We start from the raw sequence: 18,640 nt of genomic DNA, 5'->3' as shown, positions 1-18,640 counted from the left end.
TTACTTGATACGGGTGATGTTGGCGCCGACGGCGGAAAGCTTCACTTCCATGCGGTCGTAGCCACGGTCCAGGTGATAGATGCGGTCGACCAGCGTTTCGCCTTTCGCGGCCAGGCCGGCAATGACGAGCGAGGCCGAAGCACGCAGGTCGGTTGCCATCACCGGCGCGCCGATCAGCTGCGGTACGCCGTCGATCCACGCGGTATTGCCGTCGATGCGGATCTGCGCGCCCAGGCGGTGCATTTCCTGCACGTGCATGAAACGGTTCTCGAAGATCGTTTCCGTTACGCTGCTATGGCCGCTGGCGATGGTGTTGACGGCCATGAACTGCGCCTGCATGTCGGTCGGGAAGCCCGGGTATTCGGTGGTGCGGAACGACACCGGCGCGGGCCGTGCATCCATCTGGGCGCGGATCCACGTATCGCCCACGGTCAGGCGCACGCCCATCTCGCGCAGCTTTTCCAGCGCCACGTCGAAGATGTCGGTGCGCGTGTTGCGGATCGTGATGTCGCCGCCCGCGGCCGCCACGGCGCACAGGAACGTGGCCGCTTCGATGCGGTCCGAGATCACCGCGTGCGACGCGCCATGCAGCGCGGGCACGCCCTGGATCACCAAGCGGTTCGTGCCGATGCCGTCGATCTTCGCGCCCATGGCCACCAGCAGGTTGGCCAGGTCCGTCACTTCCGGCTCGCATGCGGCGTTGTCCAGCACCGTCTCGCCTTCGGCCAGCGTGGCCGCCATCAGCAGGTTTTCCGTGCCGGTCACCGTGATCATGTCGGTGACGACGCGGGTGCCTTGCAGTTTTTTCGCCTTGGCGTAGATGTAGCCGGCATCGATCGAGATCTCCGCGCCCAGTGCCCGCAGGCCCTTGATGTGCTGGTCGACGGGGCGCGAACCGATCGCGCAGCCGCCCGGCAGGGAGACCTTGGCTTCGCCGAAGCGCGCCAGCAGCGGGCCGAGCACGAGGATCGACGCGCGCATCGTCTTCACCAGCTCATACGGCGCTTCGAGCTTGTTGATGCCCGCGCCGTTCAGCGTGACCTTGTCGCCGTCCTGCTCCACCGCCAGGCCGGTCTGGCGCAGCAGCTTGAGCATGGTCGACACGTCGTGCAGGTTCGGCACGTTCGCCAGTTGCAGATCGCCAGCCGTCAGCAGGCCTGCGCACAGGATCGGCAGGGCCGCGTTCTTGGCGCCGGAGATCTGGATGTCGCCGACCAGGCGCTTGCCGCCGGTGATGAGCAGTTTGTCCATGCTTGTCCCTTGTTATCTTGAATTTCCTGTTATGCCTTGGCCGCGAATTCTTCGGGGGTCAGCGTCTTCATCGACAGCGCGTGGATTTCCTCGCGCATGCGGTCGCCCAGCGCCGCGTACACGATCTGGTGGCGCTGGATCGGGCGCTTGCCGGCGAATGCCTGCGAAACGATGATGGCCGTGAAGTGCTGGCCGTCGCCCTCCACTTCGAGGTGGGTGCAGTCGAGGCCGGCGGCAATGTAGCCGTGGATTGCTTCGGGAGTCGTGGTCATGATGGGTATCTCTTCAATGTCTTTGATGTCTGCTCAGTGTCTGAGCCGGTAGCCGCTCTTGAGCAGGCGGATGGCCAGCAGCGCCAGCACCACCAGGAAGGCGGACACGATGGCCAGGCTGGTCCAGGGATTGATGTCGGACTGGCCGAAAAAGCCGTAGCGGAAGCCGTCGATCATGTAGAAGAACGGGTTCAGGTGCGATACGGTCAGCCAGAACGGCGGCAGCGAGTGGATCGAGTAGAACACGCCGGACAGGAAGGTGAGCGGCATGATCAGGAAGTTCTGGAACGCGGCGAGCTGGTCGAATTTTTCGGCCCAGACGCCGGCAATCAGGCCCATCGTGCCGAGGATCGCGGCGCCCAGCAGCGCGAACACGACGATCCACAGCGGCCAGGCAAACGACATGTGCGCGAACCAGGCGGTGGCGATGAACACGCCCAGGCCGACGACCAGGCCGCGCACCATCGCGGCGATCGTGTAGGCCGAGAAGATTTCCCAGTGCGATAAAGGTGTGAGAAGCACGAACACGAGGTTGCCGGTGATCTTCGACTGGATCAGCGACGACGAGGAATTGGCGAACGAGTTCTGCAGCACGCTCATCATGACCAGGCCGGGAACCAGGAACGACGTGTACGACACGCCTTCGTATACCTGCACGCGGCCTTCGAGCACGTGACCGAAGATCAGCAGGTACAGCATGGCGGTGAGGATCGGCGCGGCGATCGTCTGCGTGGCCACCTTGTAGAAGCGCAGCGTTTCCTTGTACACCAGGGTGCGGAAGCCCGTCGACATCATTGCGGGGCTCCCGTGCCGGTAATCTCCAGGAAGATATCCTCGAGGTCGGCCTGCTGCAGCTGCATCTCGTCGATGACGGCGCCGCTCTCGCGCAGCCGCGCCAGGATGGTTTCCACTTCCATGTATTCGTTGACCTTCAGGCTGTATTTGCGGCCAAGGGCGGACAGCTGCGAGCCGGTTTCGGCGTGCAGTACCAGATGATGCAGGTCCGGCGGCAGGTCGCCCTGCTTCAGGTGCACGATCAGCTGGGAACCGGAGATGCGGCGGATCAGCGACGACATCGTATCGAGCGCCACCACCTTGCCCAGCTTCATCATGGCGACGCGCTTGCACATCGCCTGCGCTTCTTCCAGGTAATGGGTCGTCAGCACGATGGTGTGGCCCTCGCGGTTCAGCCGCGAGATGAACTTCCACAGCGTCTGGCGCAGTTCGACGTCGACACCGGCCGTGGGCTCATCGAGCACGATCACGGGCGGCTTGTGCACCAGCGCCTGCGCCACCAGCACGCGGCGCTTCATGCCGCCGGACAGCGCACGCATATTGGTATCGGCCTTGTTGGTCAGGTCGAGGTTTTCCATCACCTCGTCGATCCACTTGTCGTTGTTCGGCAGGCCGAAATAGCCGGACTGCAGCCGCAGCGTTTCGCGCACCGTGAAGAACGGGTCGAACACCAGTTCCTGCGGCACCACGCCGAGCTTCCTGCGGGCTGCGCGGAAATCGGTCACCACGTCGTGGCCGTGGATGGAAACGCTGCCGGCATCGGCGCGGATCAGGCCCGCGATGATGGAGATCAGCGTGGTCTTGCCCGCGCCGTTCGGCCCGAGCAGCCCGAAAAATTCGCCTTCCTCGATCGAGAGCGACACGCCGCCCAGCGCCTGCAGCGACTGGTAGCGCTTCTGGACATTGCTGATGTGGATTGCTGTCATGCCTTGTTTGTATTCTGTGCAACGTCGACCGTTGCGCTGGCGGCCGGCCCCGATGGAATCCGGGCCCGTTGCCGTTCATGCGGGCGCTCGAGCCAATCTGGCAAGAGCAACGGTCAATTATATTGGAATTTCGACCCGATCACGCCCGGGCCGGCGGAAATACAGCGGAGAGGGGGAAAGGCAGGGTCAATGGTGATGCAGTTCGGCGGCCGTGCAGGCCTCCGGCGATACGAGGGAGCAGACACCATACAGCTTGGTCAGGCTTTGCAGCATCGGCGGCAGGTTCACGAGGCGCAGCGTGACGCCGGCCGCGTGCGCGGCGCGCTGCCACGCCAGCATGACGGAAACGGCGGCCGAATCGACGGCCACCACGTTGCGCATGTCGAATTCGCCCTGGCCGGCCTGCAGCGCCGCGAGGCCGTGCTCCAGCGCCGCCGTGGCGTTATCGACGGTCAGCGCAGTCAGGGACAGCATGTTGTTGGAAGAATCCGGCATGATTTTCAAAGAGTGAAGGGCCGGCGTTGCCGCCGGCCCGGAAGGTCTTACTTCTTGGCGGTTGCCAGCGGCTTGCTTGCCAGCTGCTTGTTCTTCGCGGCCAGCGTCTTGATCAGGCCATCGATGCCACCCTTGCTGATCTCGCTGTTGAAGGTGCCCTTGTAGGTTTCCACCAGCCAGGCGCCCAGCACGTTGATGTCGTAGATCTTCCAGCCGGCCGGGGTCTTGGCCACGCGATAGTTCAGCTGTACCGGTTCGCCGCGGGCCACGTTGACCTGCGAGCGCACTTCCACGTCGGTGTCGCTCGCGTCGGCACGCAGCGGCTTGAATTCGATCGTTTCGTTACGCACCTGCGACAGGGCACCGGAATACGTGTAGATCAGCAGCGTGCGGAACTCGGTCGACAGCGCGCGCTTCTGTTCCGGCGTGGCTTCACGCCAGTAACGGGCGGCGGCCAGCGCGGTCATGCGCTCGAAATCCACGTAAGGCAGGATCTTGGTTTCCACCAGGTCGATCACCTTGCGGGTGTTGCCGGCCTGGATTTCCTTGTCGTTCTTGGCGGTGTCCAGCACTTCGGAGCTGATGCGCTTGACCAGCTGGTCGGGGGCTTCGTTCGCGCTCTGGGCCGCGGCGAAGCCGGTGGTGGCGAACGCGATCGTGGCGACGGCGAGCAGTTGCTTGATCAGTTTCATGTGGTTTTACCTATGTGGGTTGTACCGATAGCGGTTGGAGGCAGTCACTAGCCGGTTCATTGCCCGGCCGGTGCGCCATTATAGCGGCCGCCGGCCGGAGCCGTTCGCGGCCGTTACCACCGCTTACTGTCATTTACCGTCCGTTACGTTGCCGGCTGCGCAGTGCCGTCGCCCGTGGGATTCACGGAAGGCTGTTCCGGCACGTTTTCTTCCGCCTTGGTTTCCGGCACGTCGCCGTCGTACACCTGGCTCTGGCGGCGCTGCAGGAAACCGTCGCGGACGAATTCGTAGCGGTCCAGCGCGGCATCTTCGAGCAGGCTCGACGCGTCGAGCAGCGCCGCGCGCTGGTCGACGACGCGGATCACGCCACCGATGGTGCGCACATGCGTGGGATCCTTGTACGACCAGGGGTCGGCAACGATGTCCAGCGGCAGGCCGACCGTGTCGCGCAAGGTGGACGGGCCCAGCAGCGGCAGCATCACGTAGGGACCGGATTGCACGCCCCAGCGGCCCAGCGTCTGGCCGAAATCTTCCTTGTGCTTGCGCAGGCCGGCTTCGGAAGCGATGTCGAACAGGCCCAGCACGCCGAACGTGGAGTTGAGCGCGAACCGGCCAATGTCGGACACGGCGTCGCCGCCCTTGCCTTGCAACAGGTTATTACCGCCGGTCCACAGGTCCTGCAGGTTGCCGAAGAAGTTGTTCACGCCGGTCTGCACGAACGAGGGCGTGACGTTCTTGTAGCCGGTCGCGACCGGCTTCAGCGCATAGGTATCGACTTTATCGTTGAAATTGAAAACCGCGCGGTTCCAGTTTTCCATCGGATCGCGCTTGTCGGGGCCGACGGCGCAGCCCGACAGGGTTGCCGCGGCGGCCAGTGCCAGTAGAACAGGGGTCGTAGTGCGGCGCATCAGTTTCAGTCCTTTCCTTCAGCGGCTTTGCTGTAGATGAATTGGTTGATCAGGTCTTCCAGCACCGCGGCGGACTGCGTACGGGCGATCTTGTCGCCTTCGGCCAGGTTGTTTTCATCGCCACCGGCCTCGATCCCCACATATTGCTCGCCCAGCAGCCCGGCTGTCAGGATCTTGGCCGAGCTGTCTTTCGGGAACTTGTACGTCGAATCCATCTCCAATGTGACGGCCGCCTTGTACGATTTGTCGTCGAACGCGATCCGCGCCACGCGCCCCACCACCACGCCCGAGGCCTTCACGGCCGCTTGCGGGCGCAGGCTGCCGATATTGTCGAACTTGGCGGTGATTTCATAGGTGTTCGCGAGCGAGAACGTGCTGTTGTTGCCGGCCTTCAGGGCCAGGAACATCAGCGCGGCCACGCCGATCACGACGAACAGGCCGACCCACACATCCAGAGATTTGCGTTGCATTTTTACTTATCCTATCTGTTTTTCTGTAACCGCGCCGGGCATTCCCACGAAGCAATTATTTATGCATCACTTGCTGACGATCACTTGCTGAACATCAGCGCCGTCAGCATGAAATCGAGCCACCAGATCATTAGCGACGACACGACCACGGTACGGGTGGTGGCGCCGGCGACGTCTTCCGGCGTTGGCCGCGTCTCGTAACCCTGGTACAGGGCGATGAAAGTGATCGCGATGCCGAACACCACGCTCTTGACGAAGCCGTTGCCCACGTCCTTCCACAGGTCGATACCGCCCTGCATCTGCGACCAGAACGCACCGGCATCGACGCCGATCAGGCCCACGCCGACCAGGTAGCCACCGAGGATGCCGACAGCGGAGAAGATCGACGCCAGCAGCGGCACGGCAATGACGCCGGCCCAGAACCGCGGCGCCAGCACGCGCTGGATCGGGTTCACGGCCATCATTTCCATCGCGGACAGTTGTTCGCCAGCCTTCATCAGGCCGATTTCGGCCGTCAGCGACGTGCCGGCGCGGCCCGCGAACAGCAGTCCGGTGATGACGGGCCCCAGTTCGCGCGTCAGGCCCAGCGCCACGAGCAGGCCCAGCGACTCGGAAGCGCCGTACTTGTTCAGCGTGTAGTACCCCTGCAGGCCCAGCACCATGCCGACGAACAGCCCGGACAGCGTGATGATCAGCAGCGAATAATTACCGATGAAGTGCAGTTGCTCGATGACGAGGTGCGGCCGGCGCATCATGCCCGGCGACAGGCCCAGCATCGTGAAGAACGTGCGCGTGGCATAGCCGACGCTTTCCACGTAATCGCGCACGGTGTTGCCAACGCCGGCAAGAAGGCGGCGGCCGATCATTTGCGCGCTCCCAGGCCCAGGTCGTCGGCCAGCGACTTGCCGGGGTAGTGGAACGGCACCGGGCCATCCGCTTCCGCATGGACGAATTGTTTAACGTACGGGTCGGTCGATACCATCATTTCAGCAGGCGTGCCGTGGGCAACGATCTTGCCCTGCGACAGGAAATAGACATAGTCCGCGATCGTGAATGATTCCTTCACGTCGTGCGACACGAGGATGCTGGTGGAACCCAGCGCATCGTTCAGGTTACGGACCAGGTTCGCGGTGACGCCCATCGAAATCGGGTCGAGTCCGGCGAACGGCTCGTCATACATGATCAGTTGCGGGTCGAGGGCGATCGAACGGGCCAGCGCCACACGGCGCGCCATGCCACCGGAAATCTCGCCCGGTTTCAATGGCGCCGCATTGCGCAGGCCGACCGCGTTCAGCTTCATCAGCACGAGGTCGCGGATCAGTTCTTCCGGCAGGTCGGTATGTTCGCGCAGCGGAAACGCCACGTTTTCAAAGACGGTGAGATCGGTGAACAGCGCGCCGTGCTGGAACAGCATGCCCATCTTGCGACGCAGCAAATACAGCTCTTTTGTCTTCAGCTTGTGGACGACCTGGCCATCCACGCTGACTTGCCCCTTGCTGGGCCGGATCTGGCCACCGATCAGGCGCAGCACCGTGGTCTTGCCGCTGCCGGAGCCGCCCATGACGGCAATGACCTTCCCCTTTGGAAAGTCCATGTTGAGCCCGGCCAGGATGGGGCGCTTCCCATACGAGAAGTGCAGGTCACGGATTTCAACGAGGTTTGCCACGGCGGAGGATCTTTATTTTTAATGCCATATTGTAGTGCAGAAAGCCCATTCTCTGCTGCGGAGGCCTCGGGAATGGCTTATATGGCAAGGATAAGTGATGAATAATACAACACTGCTAACCGCCTGGTTAGTAATTTACACTTGGCAAACGGTGTTAATTTGTGCAGCGCAGCGTCGTGCGGCACATGAGCTGTTGGCTGGCATGGCGCAACGGCCGGGGCCCTGCCAAGTGGGGTCGATTTTTCGGCAGCGGTTCGACTGGTGCGGCACGCTGCCGAGGGGGATTCGACGCCCCTACGCCGGGCTTGGTGCATGAGGATAGCGTCGCATCAGTACTGGCAGGCGCGGAATTGCCGCCGTCATGGTCCAATAAATCGCCCCCTGCTGGAACAGGCCGGCCTGGCGTATCGAAGTTGCGTCGGGCACTCATAAGAACATGCGTGCCTATCTTGCAAAGATTCTTGTATTTTTCGTTTGTAACGCATTTGTTTCACCGGACAACATACGATTCTTCATCGTGTTACCCATGAAAAGCCCCGCCAGGTGGTGGCATCGACGCTAACGCAGCGGCCAGCGGGAAACCCAAACAGAAGGGACAGTGCAGATGACGGTGATGGTTGTGACAGTGGATGAGGTGCAGGTTGCGGCAGCCGACCTGGCCGTATTGGACGTCTTCGCGGTGCACATCAGCGGCGACCTGGCCTGGGCAGAACCGTGGTCGCTGGCGTGCCACGGCGGGAATTACCCCGACGACGCGCCGTCGGCGTTCCGCATCTGGACGCCCGACATGCCGCTTGCCGCCGGCCAGGCCGTCACGGTGCGACTGGCCGAGCGGCCGCCTGCGGCAGGAGTAACACAGGGCCGGACGATCGCGGAACTGTACCCGGATGAGCCCCCGTGCGAGCGCACCGACTTTACGCCGACGGCGGAGGAGGCGCAGGCGGCACGCGACCGACCGCGTCTGCGTCAGGGATTCTCCTGGTCGCTGACGACCCATTCCGGCGAAGAGTTCACTGGGTGCAACGGTCCAGGGGACGACTCGTTCGGGTTCAGCGTGGTCTGGACCCGCGACAGGCCAGCACAGGCTCGCGTGCGAGGCTACAGCTCGAATCTCGAAGGAGTCTTGGCACATGCGCCCGGCACCCGGCTCTACGAAAGCACATTGGCCGTTGGCGAAAGCCTGACATTCAGTTGCGGCGACTGAGCGGAAAAACCAGCGATGACGATCGTCAGCATGGCGGTCGACGCCACCTGGTCGCGGTGACCGGACTGACTTCCCGAAATAGACGCGACGTTGTGGAAATTGCTGTGACTGGAACCACCGAACTGGGGCATCCGATCCCAATCTTGCTGCATTACACGGAGCCATTGCGGCCCGCTGTTTTCGGCCAGGAGCGGCCATTCACGGTGTAGCTCAAGAGGAGTTTAGCGATGGCAGGCTGGTCAATTCCAGAAAATTTCCCGTTGGGCGAGCTGGTAGCCCAAGAGCTGACGAACATTTCGATTGGTCGCCATTATGTACGTCTGCTGTTTGTATGTCTCGGGGCAGGCATCGCTTGCGTACCCAAGTACAAAGATGGAGCGACCATTGAAATTGAGGCAGGATTTCGGCTCGCTACCAACGATGGGCGGACAATCTCAGCAACGAATCTCGATCTTGCGACTGGAGCCGCTGTTCTGGTTGAGCTGTTAGGTCAAACAATTGCGGCGGTTGATCGTCGCCCCAACAATGAATTGTCTCTAACCTTTTCTGGCGGGAGCACACTACTACTTACCGTCGATGAGCAAGGCTTCGAGTCGTACCACTTACACGTTGGGGAAGATTCGGTCGACGTGACCAAAGAGTGGTGAGCGTCCGCTTCGGGGCGGGAGCTGCCTGTCGTGGCAGTCTGTAACTTTCCGGTTCGGCGACCTGGTATGCTGCGACGAACGGCCGAGTTCGGCTAGAAGCAGACATAAATCTTCTCGTTAAGCGGAGTGGAGAGTTCCGGCGCCTGAAGGCAGTCAGCATACTGGCGTACACCCTTGTCCATCGATAGGTGAACACATTACATGTGGCGCATTGAATTTACCTCGTCAGAATTTCTTCCATCCCTCCCTGAGGAATGTCAGGGTAATCCCGGAGTATATGGCTTTGAACTGGCTTTTTGGCTTGCCAAGATGCTTGCTAGTGAAGGCGTAGTCACGGGTTATCCTCTCGGGGAAGACTGGGGCTGGATAATCGAATATTCCAGTCCAGCAGAGGCGGAATTCACTATCGGGTGTTCCAGCATGGCTGAGGAAGGCGAAGGGTATCGCGGTGTGCCAATCCAATGGTCCGTCTTTATTCGGCCGCACATCTCAATCAGACAGCGGTTCAAAGGTGTTTCTCACAACGCTGAGGTGCAACGTCTTGGGCAAGCTATCGTTGCGGTGCTCATCAACGCGGGCATAACTGTCGCGTCAGTTGAGGCGGCAGAGCTAGACTGAGGTCCGTTTAGGGTCAGAAACCGCCTGTCGCGACAGACAGGAATCGGCCCAAACCGGTCGTTTGAAATTGTCGCCAAGGCATCGCGTGCAGCACTTGCTTAGGGAGGTGCTATGGCTGGAAAATTTTCGGGGCGCAGAGCGCTCGTTGATCTAATGCCTTTTAAAGCACGACGCCTGGCCAACCCAACTTCACGCAAATAAGGAAAAAGATGAACCCTAACGCTCGGATACTTCGGGCCTGGCTCGAAACCAAGGCTTGGTACGCCAATCCTGGCAAGAAGGTCGATATTCCTGAAAACGTGCTTTCGGAGTTGAAACCGTTTCTTGTAGCAAACTCCGCGACCAAGGAAGAGCAAGATGTCTACCGGCAAACTCTGTCGACGCTTTTCAACAACTATCGAAAGTCTTCCTACGAAAACAGAGAGCTACTGGGCGAAGCGTTGATAAAGCTTGGCGCCTTCTCCAAGACGGCTTTTTGGCAACCCGCTGTCGACTTCTTAAATATGGCTCCTGGAATAGGTGATACGGCCATCAGCACTTGGGTAACAACTCTTGGTTTAGATGCTGAGGAGACGCAGGCGTTGAAGACAGAGCTGTTCCACGCGTATCGCTAGCCTTTGGCTGCTTGAAGCCGGCCCCGCTGTGCTGGACGGTTGTTGAAAGTGCTTTGGGGTGACCGAAGGGAACGGCTGCTTTGGGGGCGCAAGCAGACGTACTCCAGAGTGTTCCAAGGTCGGACTAGGGAGCTTTGCAAACTCCAGCTACGCGTCGTGTTTGCGAAAGATATCCACTTATTACCCTTCCGGCTGAAGTTGATGGTGGGGCTCATCGTATAGTCCGCCACCACCATCTGGTCCTTGCCGAAGTTGCTGCCGGCACGCATTTCGCCGGAGGCGGCCAGGTCGCGCTCGGCCATCATATTGTTCATCGCGGCGCCCTGCTCGACGACGACGAAGCAGTTCGACTGCTGGATCAGCTTGCGCAGTACCAGCACGGTCGAACCCAGCTTGTATTGCGACAGCTGCATGTACCCAGCGTGAACAGCGCGCCAAGTGCCGCGCTTGGCCGGCGATCTTCGACGTTTTCCGGAAGGAGAATTGGGTTTTCATGGAATTTGGATGCCGGCGCTGGCTTGTAGGGACAATGTCGCTATCTAATACGTGGCCTTTCTGTCAATTCTCACCAATTGCCTCAATACAATTTTCCACAAATTCCGAATGAACAAAGCGCCGACATGAACTGTTGTAAAAAATTCGGGGACAGTCCCTCCAGAGGGGACAGTGCCCGATTTTTTTACAACAAAAAGCCCGCCGCGGCGGAACCGGGCGGGCTTTCGGGGGTGAAGCAGGATCAGCGTGGCAGGACGGAGTGGCCCATCAGGTACTCGTCCACCGCGCGGGCGCACTGGCGGCCTTCGCGGATGGCCCACACGACCAGCGACTGGCCGCGGCGGATGTCGCCGGCGGCGAAGATGCCGGGCTTGCTGGTGACGTAGGCATTGCTGCCTTCGGTGGCGGCACGGGCGTTGCCGCGGCCGTCTTTGTCGATGCCGAAGGCTTCCAGCACCTGTTGCACCGGCGAGACAAAGCCCATGGCCAACAGCACCAGGTCGGCTTTCATCTCGAATTCCGAATCCGCCACTTCGACCATCTTGCCGTCTTTCCACTCCACGCGGCAGGCGACCAGCTTCTCGACTTTACCGTTCTTGCCTTCCAGGCGCTTGGTGGCCACCGCCCAGTCCCGCTCGCAGCCTTCCTCGTGCGACGAGGAGGTGCGCAGCTTCGTTGGCCAGTACGGCCACACCAGCGGCTTGTTTTCCTGCTCCGGCGGCATCGGCATCAGTTCGAACTGCGTGATGGCGGTGGCGCCGTGGCGGTTCGACGTGCCCACGCAGTCGGAACCCGTGTCGCCGCCGCCGATCACGACCACGTGCTTGCCCGTGGCCTTGATCTGGTCCTTGACCTTGTCGCCGGCATTGATCTTGTTCTGCTGCGGCAGGAAGTCCATCGCGAAGTGAACGCCCTTCAGCTCGCGGCCCGGCACCGGCAGGTCGCGCGGCTGTTCCGCGCCACCGGCGATGACAACGGCGTCGAATTCCTTTTCCAGGTCTTCGGGGAAGATGGTTTCCTTGGCCCAGTTGTTCACGTTGGCCGGGAAATCCTTGCCCACCAGCGTGTTCATGCGGAATTTCACGCCTTCCGCTTCCATCTGCTCGACGCGGCGGTCGATATGGAACTTTTCCAGCTTGAAGTCGGGGATGCCGTAGCGCAGCAGGCCGCCGGCACGGTCCGATTTCTCGAACACGGTCACGTCGTGGCCGGCGCGCGCCAGCTGCTGGGCGGCTGCCAGGCCGGCGGGGCCGGAACCGATGATGGCCACTTTCTTGCCCGTCCTGTGGTCGGCCGGCTGCGGCTTGACCCAGCCGTTTTCCCAGCCTTCGTCGATGATCTTGTGCTCGATCGACTTGATGCCCACCGGGTCGTCGTTGATGCCCAGCGTGCAGGCGCTTTCGCACGGTGCCGGGCAGATGCGGCCGGTGAACTCGGGGAAGTTGTTCGTCGAGTGCAGCACGTCCAGCGCCTGGCGGTAGTGGTGGCGGTACACCAGGTCGTTCCAGTCGGGGATGATGTTGTTGACCGGGCAGCCCGTGTTACAGAACGGAATGCCGCAATCCATGCAGCGTGCGCCCTGCACCTTGGCCTGCTCGTCCGTGAGCTTCAACACGAACTCTTTGTAGTTTTTCAGGCGCGATTCCGGGGCCAGGTAGCTTTCGTCCTGGCGCTGGAATTCCATGAAACCGGTGATTTTTCCCATTTTATTTAATTCCTTACCTGACTTAAGCGGCGATGGCCTGGGTTTCAGCTTCGATCGCGGCGTTATCGGCCAGCTCGATCAGAGCGCGCTTGTATTCGTTCGGGAACACCTTCACGAACTTGCCGCGGCTTTCCGCCCAGTTGTCCAGCAACAGGCGGGCGCGGGTGCTGCCCGTGTGCTTGAAGTGACGTTCGATCAGGCGCTTCAGGATCGTTTCGTCCGCTTCCGGCGTGCCGTTGCGGTGCTGTGCGTGCCACGTGGACTTGTCGACGTGCTGCTCCGATGCCGGCAGCACCGTTTCCAGGCTGACCATCGACAGGTTGCAGCGCTTTTCGAAATCGCCGTCCGGGTCGTACACATAGGCGATACCGCCCGACATGCCCGCTGCGAAGTTACGGCCGGTGTTGCCCAGCACGACTACCGTGCCGCCGGTCATGTATTCGCAACCGTGGTCGCCCGTGCCTTCGACAACCGCCGTGGCACCGGAGTTACGCACGGCGAAACGTTCGCCTGCGACACCGTTGAAGAACGCTTCGCCGGCAATCGCCCCGTACAGCACCGTGTTGCCGATGATGATGTTGTTGACGGCCCAGCCGCGGAACTCGGTGTTCGGACGCACGATGATGCGGCCGCCCGACAGGCCCTTGCCCACGTAGTCGTTGCCCTCGCCCACCAGGTCGATCGTGATGCCGTGTGCCAGGAAGGCGCAGGCCGACTGGCCGGCGGTACCTTGCAGCTGGATGTGGATCGTGTCGTCCGGCAGGCCGGCGTGACCGTAGCGCGCCGCCACTTCGCCCGACAGCATCGTGCCCACGGTACGGTTGCGGTTCTTCACCGGCGAGATGAACGAGACGCGCTCGCCCTTCTCCAGCGCGGCCTTCGCTTGCGCGATCAGCTTGTGATCGAGCGCGTTTTCCAGGCCGTGTTCCTGCTCCTCGTTGTGGTACATGCACAGGCCTTCGTTGACGCGCGGCTGGTAGAAGATGGCGGAGAAGTCCAGCCCCGCCGCCTTCCAGTGCGTGATCGCCTTCGACTTGTCGAGCAGGTCGGAACGGCCGATCAGTTCGTCATAGGTACGGATGCCCAGCTGCGCCATCAGTTGACGCGCTTCTTCGGCCACGAAGAAGAAGTAGTTCACCACGTGTTCCGGCTTGCCCTGGAACTTGGCGCGCAGCACCGGGTCCTGGGTGGCCACGCCCACCGGGCAGGTGTTCAGGTGGCACTTGCGCATCATGATGCAGCCTTCCACCACCAGCGGTGCCGTGGCGAAGCCGATTTCGTCGGCGCCCAGCAGCGCGGCGATGACCACGTCGCGGCCGGTGCGCATCTGGCCGTCGGCCTGCACGCGGATCCGGTTGCGCAGGCCGTTCAGCACCAGGGTTTGCTGGGTCTCTGCGAGACCCAGCTCCCACGGCGTGCCGGCGTGCTTCACCGACGACAGCGGGGATGCACCGGTGCCGCCGTCATGGCCGGCCACCACCACGTGGTCGGCCTTGGCTTTCGAGACGCCTGCGGCCACGGTGCCGATACCCACTTCCGACACCAGCTTCACGGAGATCGATGCGCGCGGGTTCACGTTCTTCAGGTCGTGGATCAGCTGCGCCAGGTCTTCGATCGAATAGATGTCATGGTGCGGGGGCGGCGAGATCAGACCCACGCCCGGCACGGCGAAACGCAGCGTGGCGATGTAGCCCGACACCTTGTGGCCCGGCAGCTGGCCGCCTTCGCCCGGCTTGGCGCCCTGCGCCATCTTGATCTGGATCTGGTCCGCGGAATTCAGGTATTCCGCCGTCACGCCGAAGCGGCCGGAAGCCACCTGCTTGATGCGCGAACGCAGCGAGTCGCCATCCTGCAGCGGGATGTCGACGACGACCTGGTCCTTGCCGATGATGTCCGCCATCGTCGAGCCGGACTTGATCGGAATGCCCTTCAGTTCCATGTTGAAGCGCGCCGGATCCTCGCCGCCTTCGCCGGTGTTCGACTTGCCGCCGATGCGGTTCATCGCGATCGCCAGCGTGGCGTGCGCCTCGGTGGAGATCGAGCCCATCGACATGGCGCCGGTGGCGAAACGCTTGACGATTTCCTTGGCCGGTTCCACTTCTTCCAGCGGGATGGCTTTCGACGGATCGATCTTGAACTCGAACAGGCCACGCAGCGTCAGGTGACGGCGGCTCTGGTCGTTGATGATCTGCGCGTATTCTTTATACGTGTTGAAGTTGTTCGCACGGGTCGAGTGCTGCAGCTTGGCGATCGCGTCCGGTGTCCACAGGTGGTCTTCGCCGCGCACGCGGTAGGCGTATTCGCCGCCCGCATCGAGCTGCTCGGCCAGCACCGGGTCGTTGCCGAAGGCCAGGTTATGCAGGCGCAGCGCTTCGTCGGCGATCTCGAACAGGCCGATGCCTTCGACATTCGACGCGGTGCCCTTGAAGTACTTGTTCACCACTGCCTTGTTCAGGCCCACCGCTTCGAAGATCTGCGCGCCGCAGTAGGACATGTAGGTGGAGATGCCCATCTTGGACATCACCTTCATCAGGCCCTTGCCGACGGCCTTCGTGTAGTTGTACAGCGCCTGCTCCGGCGTCAGGTCGCCCGGCATCGCATGGGCCTGCTCGGCCAGCGTTTCCATCGCCAGGTACGGGTGCACGGCTTCGGCGCCATAGCCCGCCAGCAGGGCGAAGTGGTGCGTTTCGCGTGCCGAACCCGTCTCGACGACGAGGCCGGTCGAGGCGCGCAGGCCCTTGCTCACCAGGTGCTGGTGGATCGCGGACGTTGCCAGCAGCGCCGGGATCGCCACGCGGTCGGCGCACACGGCGCGGTCCGAGACGATCAGGATGTTGTGGCCCGACTTGATCGCATCGACGGCTTCCGCGCACAGCGACGCCAGGGAAGCTTCCACGCCTTCCTTGCCCCATGCCAGCGGGTAGCAGATCGACAGCTCGTACGACTTGAACTTGCCGCCGGTATGGCCGCTGATGTGGCGCAGGCGCGCCATGTCGTCGAACGACAGCACCGGCTGCGACACTTCGAGGCGCATCGGCGGGTTGACGTTGTTCGTGTCCAGCAGGTTCGGTTTCGGGCCGATGAACGACACCAGCGACATCACCATCGCTTCGCGGATCGGGTCGATCGGCGGGTTCGTGACCTGGGCGAACAGCTGCTTGAAGTAGTTATACAGCGGCTTGAGCTTGTTGGACATGACGGCCAGCGGCGAGTCGTTGCCCATCGAGCCGGTGGCTTCCTCGCCGGCGACAGCCATCGGCGCCAGCAGGAAGCGCAGGTCTTCCTGGGTGTAGCCGAAGGCCTGCTGGCGGTCCAGCAGCGATGCCGGCAGCTTTTCACCCGCGGCTTGAACTTTTGACCCCGCGTACTTGCCGGCATTCTGGTGCAGCTGGCTCTCGGCCAGTTTCAGGCTGTTCAGCTTGATGCGCACGGCGTTGATCCATGCCTTGTACGGCTTGGCGTTGGCGTACGTGTCCTTCAGTTCCTTGTCGTCGATGATGCGGCCCGCTTCCAGGTCGATCAGGAACATCTTGCCCGGCTGCAGGCGCCATTTCTGGATGATCTTCGATTCCGGAATCGGCAGCACGCCGGATTCGGAGGCCATCACCACCAGGTCGTCGTCCGTGACGATGTAGCGGGCCGGACGCAGGCCATTGCGGTCCAGCGTGCCGCCGATGTAGCGGCCGTCGGTGAAGGCCATGGCGGCCGGGCCGTCCCATGGTTCCATCATCGCCGCGTGGTATTCGTAGAACGCCTTGCGGTTGTCGTCCATCAGCGTGTGGTTTTCCCACGCTTCCGGGATCATCATCATCATGGCCTGCGCCAGCGGGTAGCCCGCCATCAGCAGCAGTTCCAGCGCGTTGTCGAAGCAGGCGGTGTCCGACTGGCCTTCATAGATCAGCGGGAACAGCTTCTGCAGGTCGTCGCCCAGCACGGCGGACTTCATCACGCCTTCGCGGGCGCGCATCCAGTTGAAGTTGCCCTTGACCGTGTTGATCTCGCCGTTGTGGGCGATCAGGCGGTACGGGTGGGCCAGCGGCCATTCCGGGAAGGTGTTCGTGGAGAAGCGCTGGTGCACCAGTGCCAGCGCGGAAATGCAGCGCGGATCCTGCAGGTCGCGGTAGTACACGCCCACCTGGTCGGCCAGCAGCAGGCCTTTGTAGACGACGGTACGGGCCGACATCGACGGCACGAAGAACTCGTTGCCGTGTTGCAGCTTCAGTGCCTGGATCGCGTGGCCGGACGACTTGCGGATCACATAGAGTTTGCGTTCCAGTGCATCGGTGACCATGATGTCGGCGCCGCGGCCGATGAAGATCTGGCGGATCACCGGCTCTTTCGCGCGCACCAGCGGCGACATCGGCATCTCCGTATCGACCGGCACGTTGCGCCAGCCCAGCACGACCTGGCCTTCGATGCGCACGGCGCGCTCGATTTCCTGTTCGCAGGCGATGCGCGACGCGCTTTCCTTCGGCAGGAAGACCATGCCCACGCCGTATTCACCCGGCGGCGGCAGTTCCACGCCCTGCTTGCCCATTTCGTCGCGATAGAACTGGTCCGGAACCTGGATCAGGATACCGGCGCCATCGCCCATCAGCTTGTCGGCCCCCACGGCGCCGCGGTGGTCGATGTTCTTCAGGATCTGCAGACCCTGTTCGATGATCGAATGGCTCTTCTGGCCTTTGATATGGGCGACGAAACCGACACCGCAGGCATCGTGTTCGTTGGCTGGGTCGTACAAACCTTGCGCGTTCATGGGCACTTTCTCCGAAGCAGAGAGCCGTGAACACCTACCGTGGCGGGTACGCATGGCTCCGGTTTTGCAAATTGAAAACCGAGAATAGTGCATCGCACAAGTAAACTCAACCTAATTAATTAGGGTCGGAGTCGAATTAACTGCACCATTTTTGCGCAAAAAATTTAATAGGGACAGAGTAAAGGCGGAAATTCGGCAGATGGTGCATGCAAAAAATATTAATGACCCCAGGAAAAGTTGCCAAAAACCGGGGTCAGACCCCGAATTTTGGCAACATTAATGGAATCAACGTATTAGGTGTCTCGTCGTGTTGTTGCGCTGGTCGTTAAACAACAGCTCAAGTCGGCTGAGCCTGCTTGAAGGGCCGTCCACGTTTAGCGGGCAGTACTTGGCGCTTTGCCTTTTGCTCGAGATCTTTCTTGTATTTGTCGGTGCCCAGCGGCCAGCCTTTCAGCACTGCGGCTTCCACAGTGCCGACCTCGGCAGCGGACAGGTACTGGCCCGACAGCTCGATATATGCCGCCTCCCGCTGGAATGGCGTATTGCCGAGCAACCAGTAAGCCGGGTGGTCGGTAACGATGCTGTCGGGCCGGAGACCCGCATGGTGCGCATAGCTGGACCATGCGTACTGGTCGGCTGCCTGCACCAATCCAGTGCGCACAGGAGCGGCCTCGAGATAACGGCAGCATGTCAGCAGGAAGTTTTCGCCGTCGACGACGGAAGTCTTGTAGCGGCCATGCCACAACGTGCCGGCGCGGCCGTATTTCTGGTTGTAGTACGGCACATAGCAGCGCCCCAGCCATTGCATCATCTGGCCGAGCCCGTCCTCATCGGACGGCGTCACCAGCAAGTGCAGCTGGTCCGGCAGCAGCGCGTAAGCATGGATCGCCACCTTGTAGGTGCGGGCCGCCGTGCGCAGCCAGGCGAGGAAAGTCGTGTAATCGTCCGTGTCCTGGAAGACGGCCTGGCCGTTCAGGCCACGCTGGATCACGTAATGGGGCTGGGAGGGAACGATGAGGCGGGGCAGGCGGGCCATGTGGAACAGGAAATCGGTTGAAACGGCCATGATACCCTTGCCGTCACAACCCTGTCCCTATTTGTTTCAGAGAATGAAAATTTCTCTCTG

18 protein-coding genes are annotated in these 18,640 nt (G+C 61.7%); 4 read left to right on the top strand and 14 right to left on the bottom strand.

The window, feature by feature from the left end; translation table 11 throughout:
• From murA to ACY65G_RS19220, 10 genes are all read right to left on the bottom strand, one after another.
• Entirely contained in the window at positions 1-1,251 is a 1,251-nt protein-coding gene (murA, locus tag ACY65G_RS19265; protein WP_464998910.1) for a UDP-N-acetylglucosamine 1-carboxyvinyltransferase, read from the bottom strand.
• Between the two features lie 29 nt (positions 1,252-1,280).
• On the bottom strand, positions 1,281-1,523 hold the full coding sequence (locus ACY65G_RS19260) for a BolA family protein (RefSeq protein WP_464998909.1): 243 nt from the start codon (positions 1,521-1,523) through the stop codon (positions 1,281-1,283).
• 33 nt (positions 1,524-1,556) lie between these two features.
• Positions 1,557-2,318: an ABC transporter permease gene (locus tag ACY65G_RS19255; protein ID WP_130187076.1), complete on the bottom strand. Its 762-nt coding sequence runs from the start codon at positions 2,316-2,318 to the stop codon at positions 1,557-1,559.
• Positions 2,315-3,244 carry an ABC transporter ATP-binding protein gene (locus ACY65G_RS19250; RefSeq protein ID WP_464998908.1) on the bottom strand — a complete coding sequence of 310 codons (930 nt, stop codon included), beginning with the start codon at positions 3,242-3,244 and terminating at the stop codon, positions 2,315-2,317. The genes ACY65G_RS19255 and ACY65G_RS19250 overlap by 4 nt, the downstream gene beginning before the upstream one ends.
• 186 nt (positions 3,245-3,430) lie before the next feature.
• Positions 3,431-3,739, bottom strand: a complete 309-nt coding sequence (locus ACY65G_RS19245) for an STAS domain-containing protein (RefSeq protein ID WP_130187074.1) — start codon at positions 3,737-3,739, stop codon at positions 3,431-3,433.
• Between the two features lie 47 nt (positions 3,740-3,786).
• Positions 3,787-4,431, bottom strand: coding sequence for an MlaC/ttg2D family ABC transporter substrate-binding protein (locus ACY65G_RS19240; RefSeq protein WP_464998907.1), 645 nt, complete (start codon positions 4,429-4,431; stop codon positions 3,787-3,789).
• Positions 4,432-4,574: 143 nt separating this feature from the next.
• A complete protein-coding gene (locus ACY65G_RS19235) occupies positions 4,575-5,339 on the bottom strand; it encodes an MlaA family lipoprotein (RefSeq protein WP_464998906.1) in 765 nt (254 codons plus the stop codon).
• Between the two features lie 5 nt (positions 5,340-5,344).
• The gene (gene mlaD, locus ACY65G_RS19230; RefSeq protein WP_130187071.1) at positions 5,345-5,809 is read right to left on the bottom strand and encodes an outer membrane lipid asymmetry maintenance protein MlaD; all 465 of its coding nucleotides are present in this window, start codon (positions 5,807-5,809) and stop codon (positions 5,345-5,347) included.
• Between the two features lie 80 nt (positions 5,810-5,889).
• On the bottom strand, positions 5,890-6,675 hold the full coding sequence (gene mlaE, locus ACY65G_RS19225) for a lipid asymmetry maintenance ABC transporter permease subunit MlaE (RefSeq protein ID WP_464998905.1): 786 nt from the start codon (positions 6,673-6,675) through the stop codon (positions 5,890-5,892).
• Positions 6,672-7,475, bottom strand: a complete 804-nt coding sequence (locus ACY65G_RS19220) for an ABC transporter ATP-binding protein (RefSeq protein WP_464998904.1) — start codon at positions 7,473-7,475, stop codon at positions 6,672-6,674. Before ACY65G_RS19220 ends, mlaE begins: the two co-directional genes overlap by 4 nt.
• 604 nt (positions 7,476-8,079) lie before the next feature.
• On the opposite strand from ACY65G_RS19220, the gene ACY65G_RS19215 reads away from it, so the two are divergent.
• The 4 genes from ACY65G_RS19215 to ACY65G_RS19200 all read left to right on the top strand — a co-directional run bounded on the left by ACY65G_RS19215 (position 8,080) and on the right by ACY65G_RS19200 (position 10,558).
• Entirely contained in the window at positions 8,080-8,679 is a 600-nt protein-coding gene (locus ACY65G_RS19215; protein WP_464998903.1) for a hypothetical protein, read from the top strand.
• 227 nt (positions 8,680-8,906) lie between these two features.
• Positions 8,907-9,326: a hypothetical protein gene (locus ACY65G_RS19210; RefSeq protein WP_464998902.1), complete on the top strand. Its 420-nt coding sequence runs from the start codon at positions 8,907-8,909 to the stop codon at positions 9,324-9,326.
• A 201-nt stretch (positions 9,327-9,527) separates the two neighbouring features.
• Positions 9,528-9,944: a hypothetical protein gene (locus ACY65G_RS19205; protein ID WP_464998901.1), complete on the top strand. Its 417-nt coding sequence runs from the start codon at positions 9,528-9,530 to the stop codon at positions 9,942-9,944.
• Between the two features lie 209 nt (positions 9,945-10,153).
• Positions 10,154-10,558 (top strand): hypothetical protein, encoded by a 405-nt coding sequence (locus ACY65G_RS19200; protein WP_464998900.1) that lies wholly within the window; start codon positions 10,154-10,156, stop codon positions 10,556-10,558.
• On the opposite strand, the gene ACY65G_RS19195 is transcribed toward ACY65G_RS19200, so the two are convergent.
• From ACY65G_RS19195 to ACY65G_RS19180, 4 genes are all read right to left on the bottom strand, one after another.
• Positions 10,555-10,971: a hypothetical protein gene (locus ACY65G_RS19195; RefSeq protein WP_464998899.1), complete on the bottom strand. Its 417-nt coding sequence runs from the start codon at positions 10,969-10,971 to the stop codon at positions 10,555-10,557. The genes ACY65G_RS19200 and ACY65G_RS19195 overlap by 4 nt on opposite strands.
• Before the next feature lie 323 nt (positions 10,972-11,294).
• Positions 11,295-12,758 (bottom strand): glutamate synthase subunit beta, encoded by a 1,464-nt coding sequence (locus ACY65G_RS19190; RefSeq protein ID WP_464998898.1) that lies wholly within the window; start codon positions 12,756-12,758, stop codon positions 11,295-11,297.
• Between the two features lie 22 nt (positions 12,759-12,780).
• A complete protein-coding gene (locus tag ACY65G_RS19185; RefSeq protein WP_464998897.1) occupies positions 12,781-17,514 on the bottom strand; it encodes a glutamate synthase-related protein in 4,734 nt (1,577 codons plus the stop codon).
• A gap of 337 nt (positions 17,515-17,851) precedes the next feature.
• Complete coding sequence (locus ACY65G_RS19180; RefSeq protein ID WP_464998999.1) at positions 17,852-18,550, bottom strand: transposase; 699 nt, start codon at positions 18,548-18,550, stop codon at positions 17,852-17,854.
• Positions 18,551-18,640 lie beyond the last annotated feature (90 nt).

This window comes from Pseudoduganella sp. jia 12 (assembly GCF_055502675.1).
The sequence above is the reverse complement of the archived record's forward strand: the minus strand, read 5'-3'. Positions and strand labels throughout refer to the sequence as shown.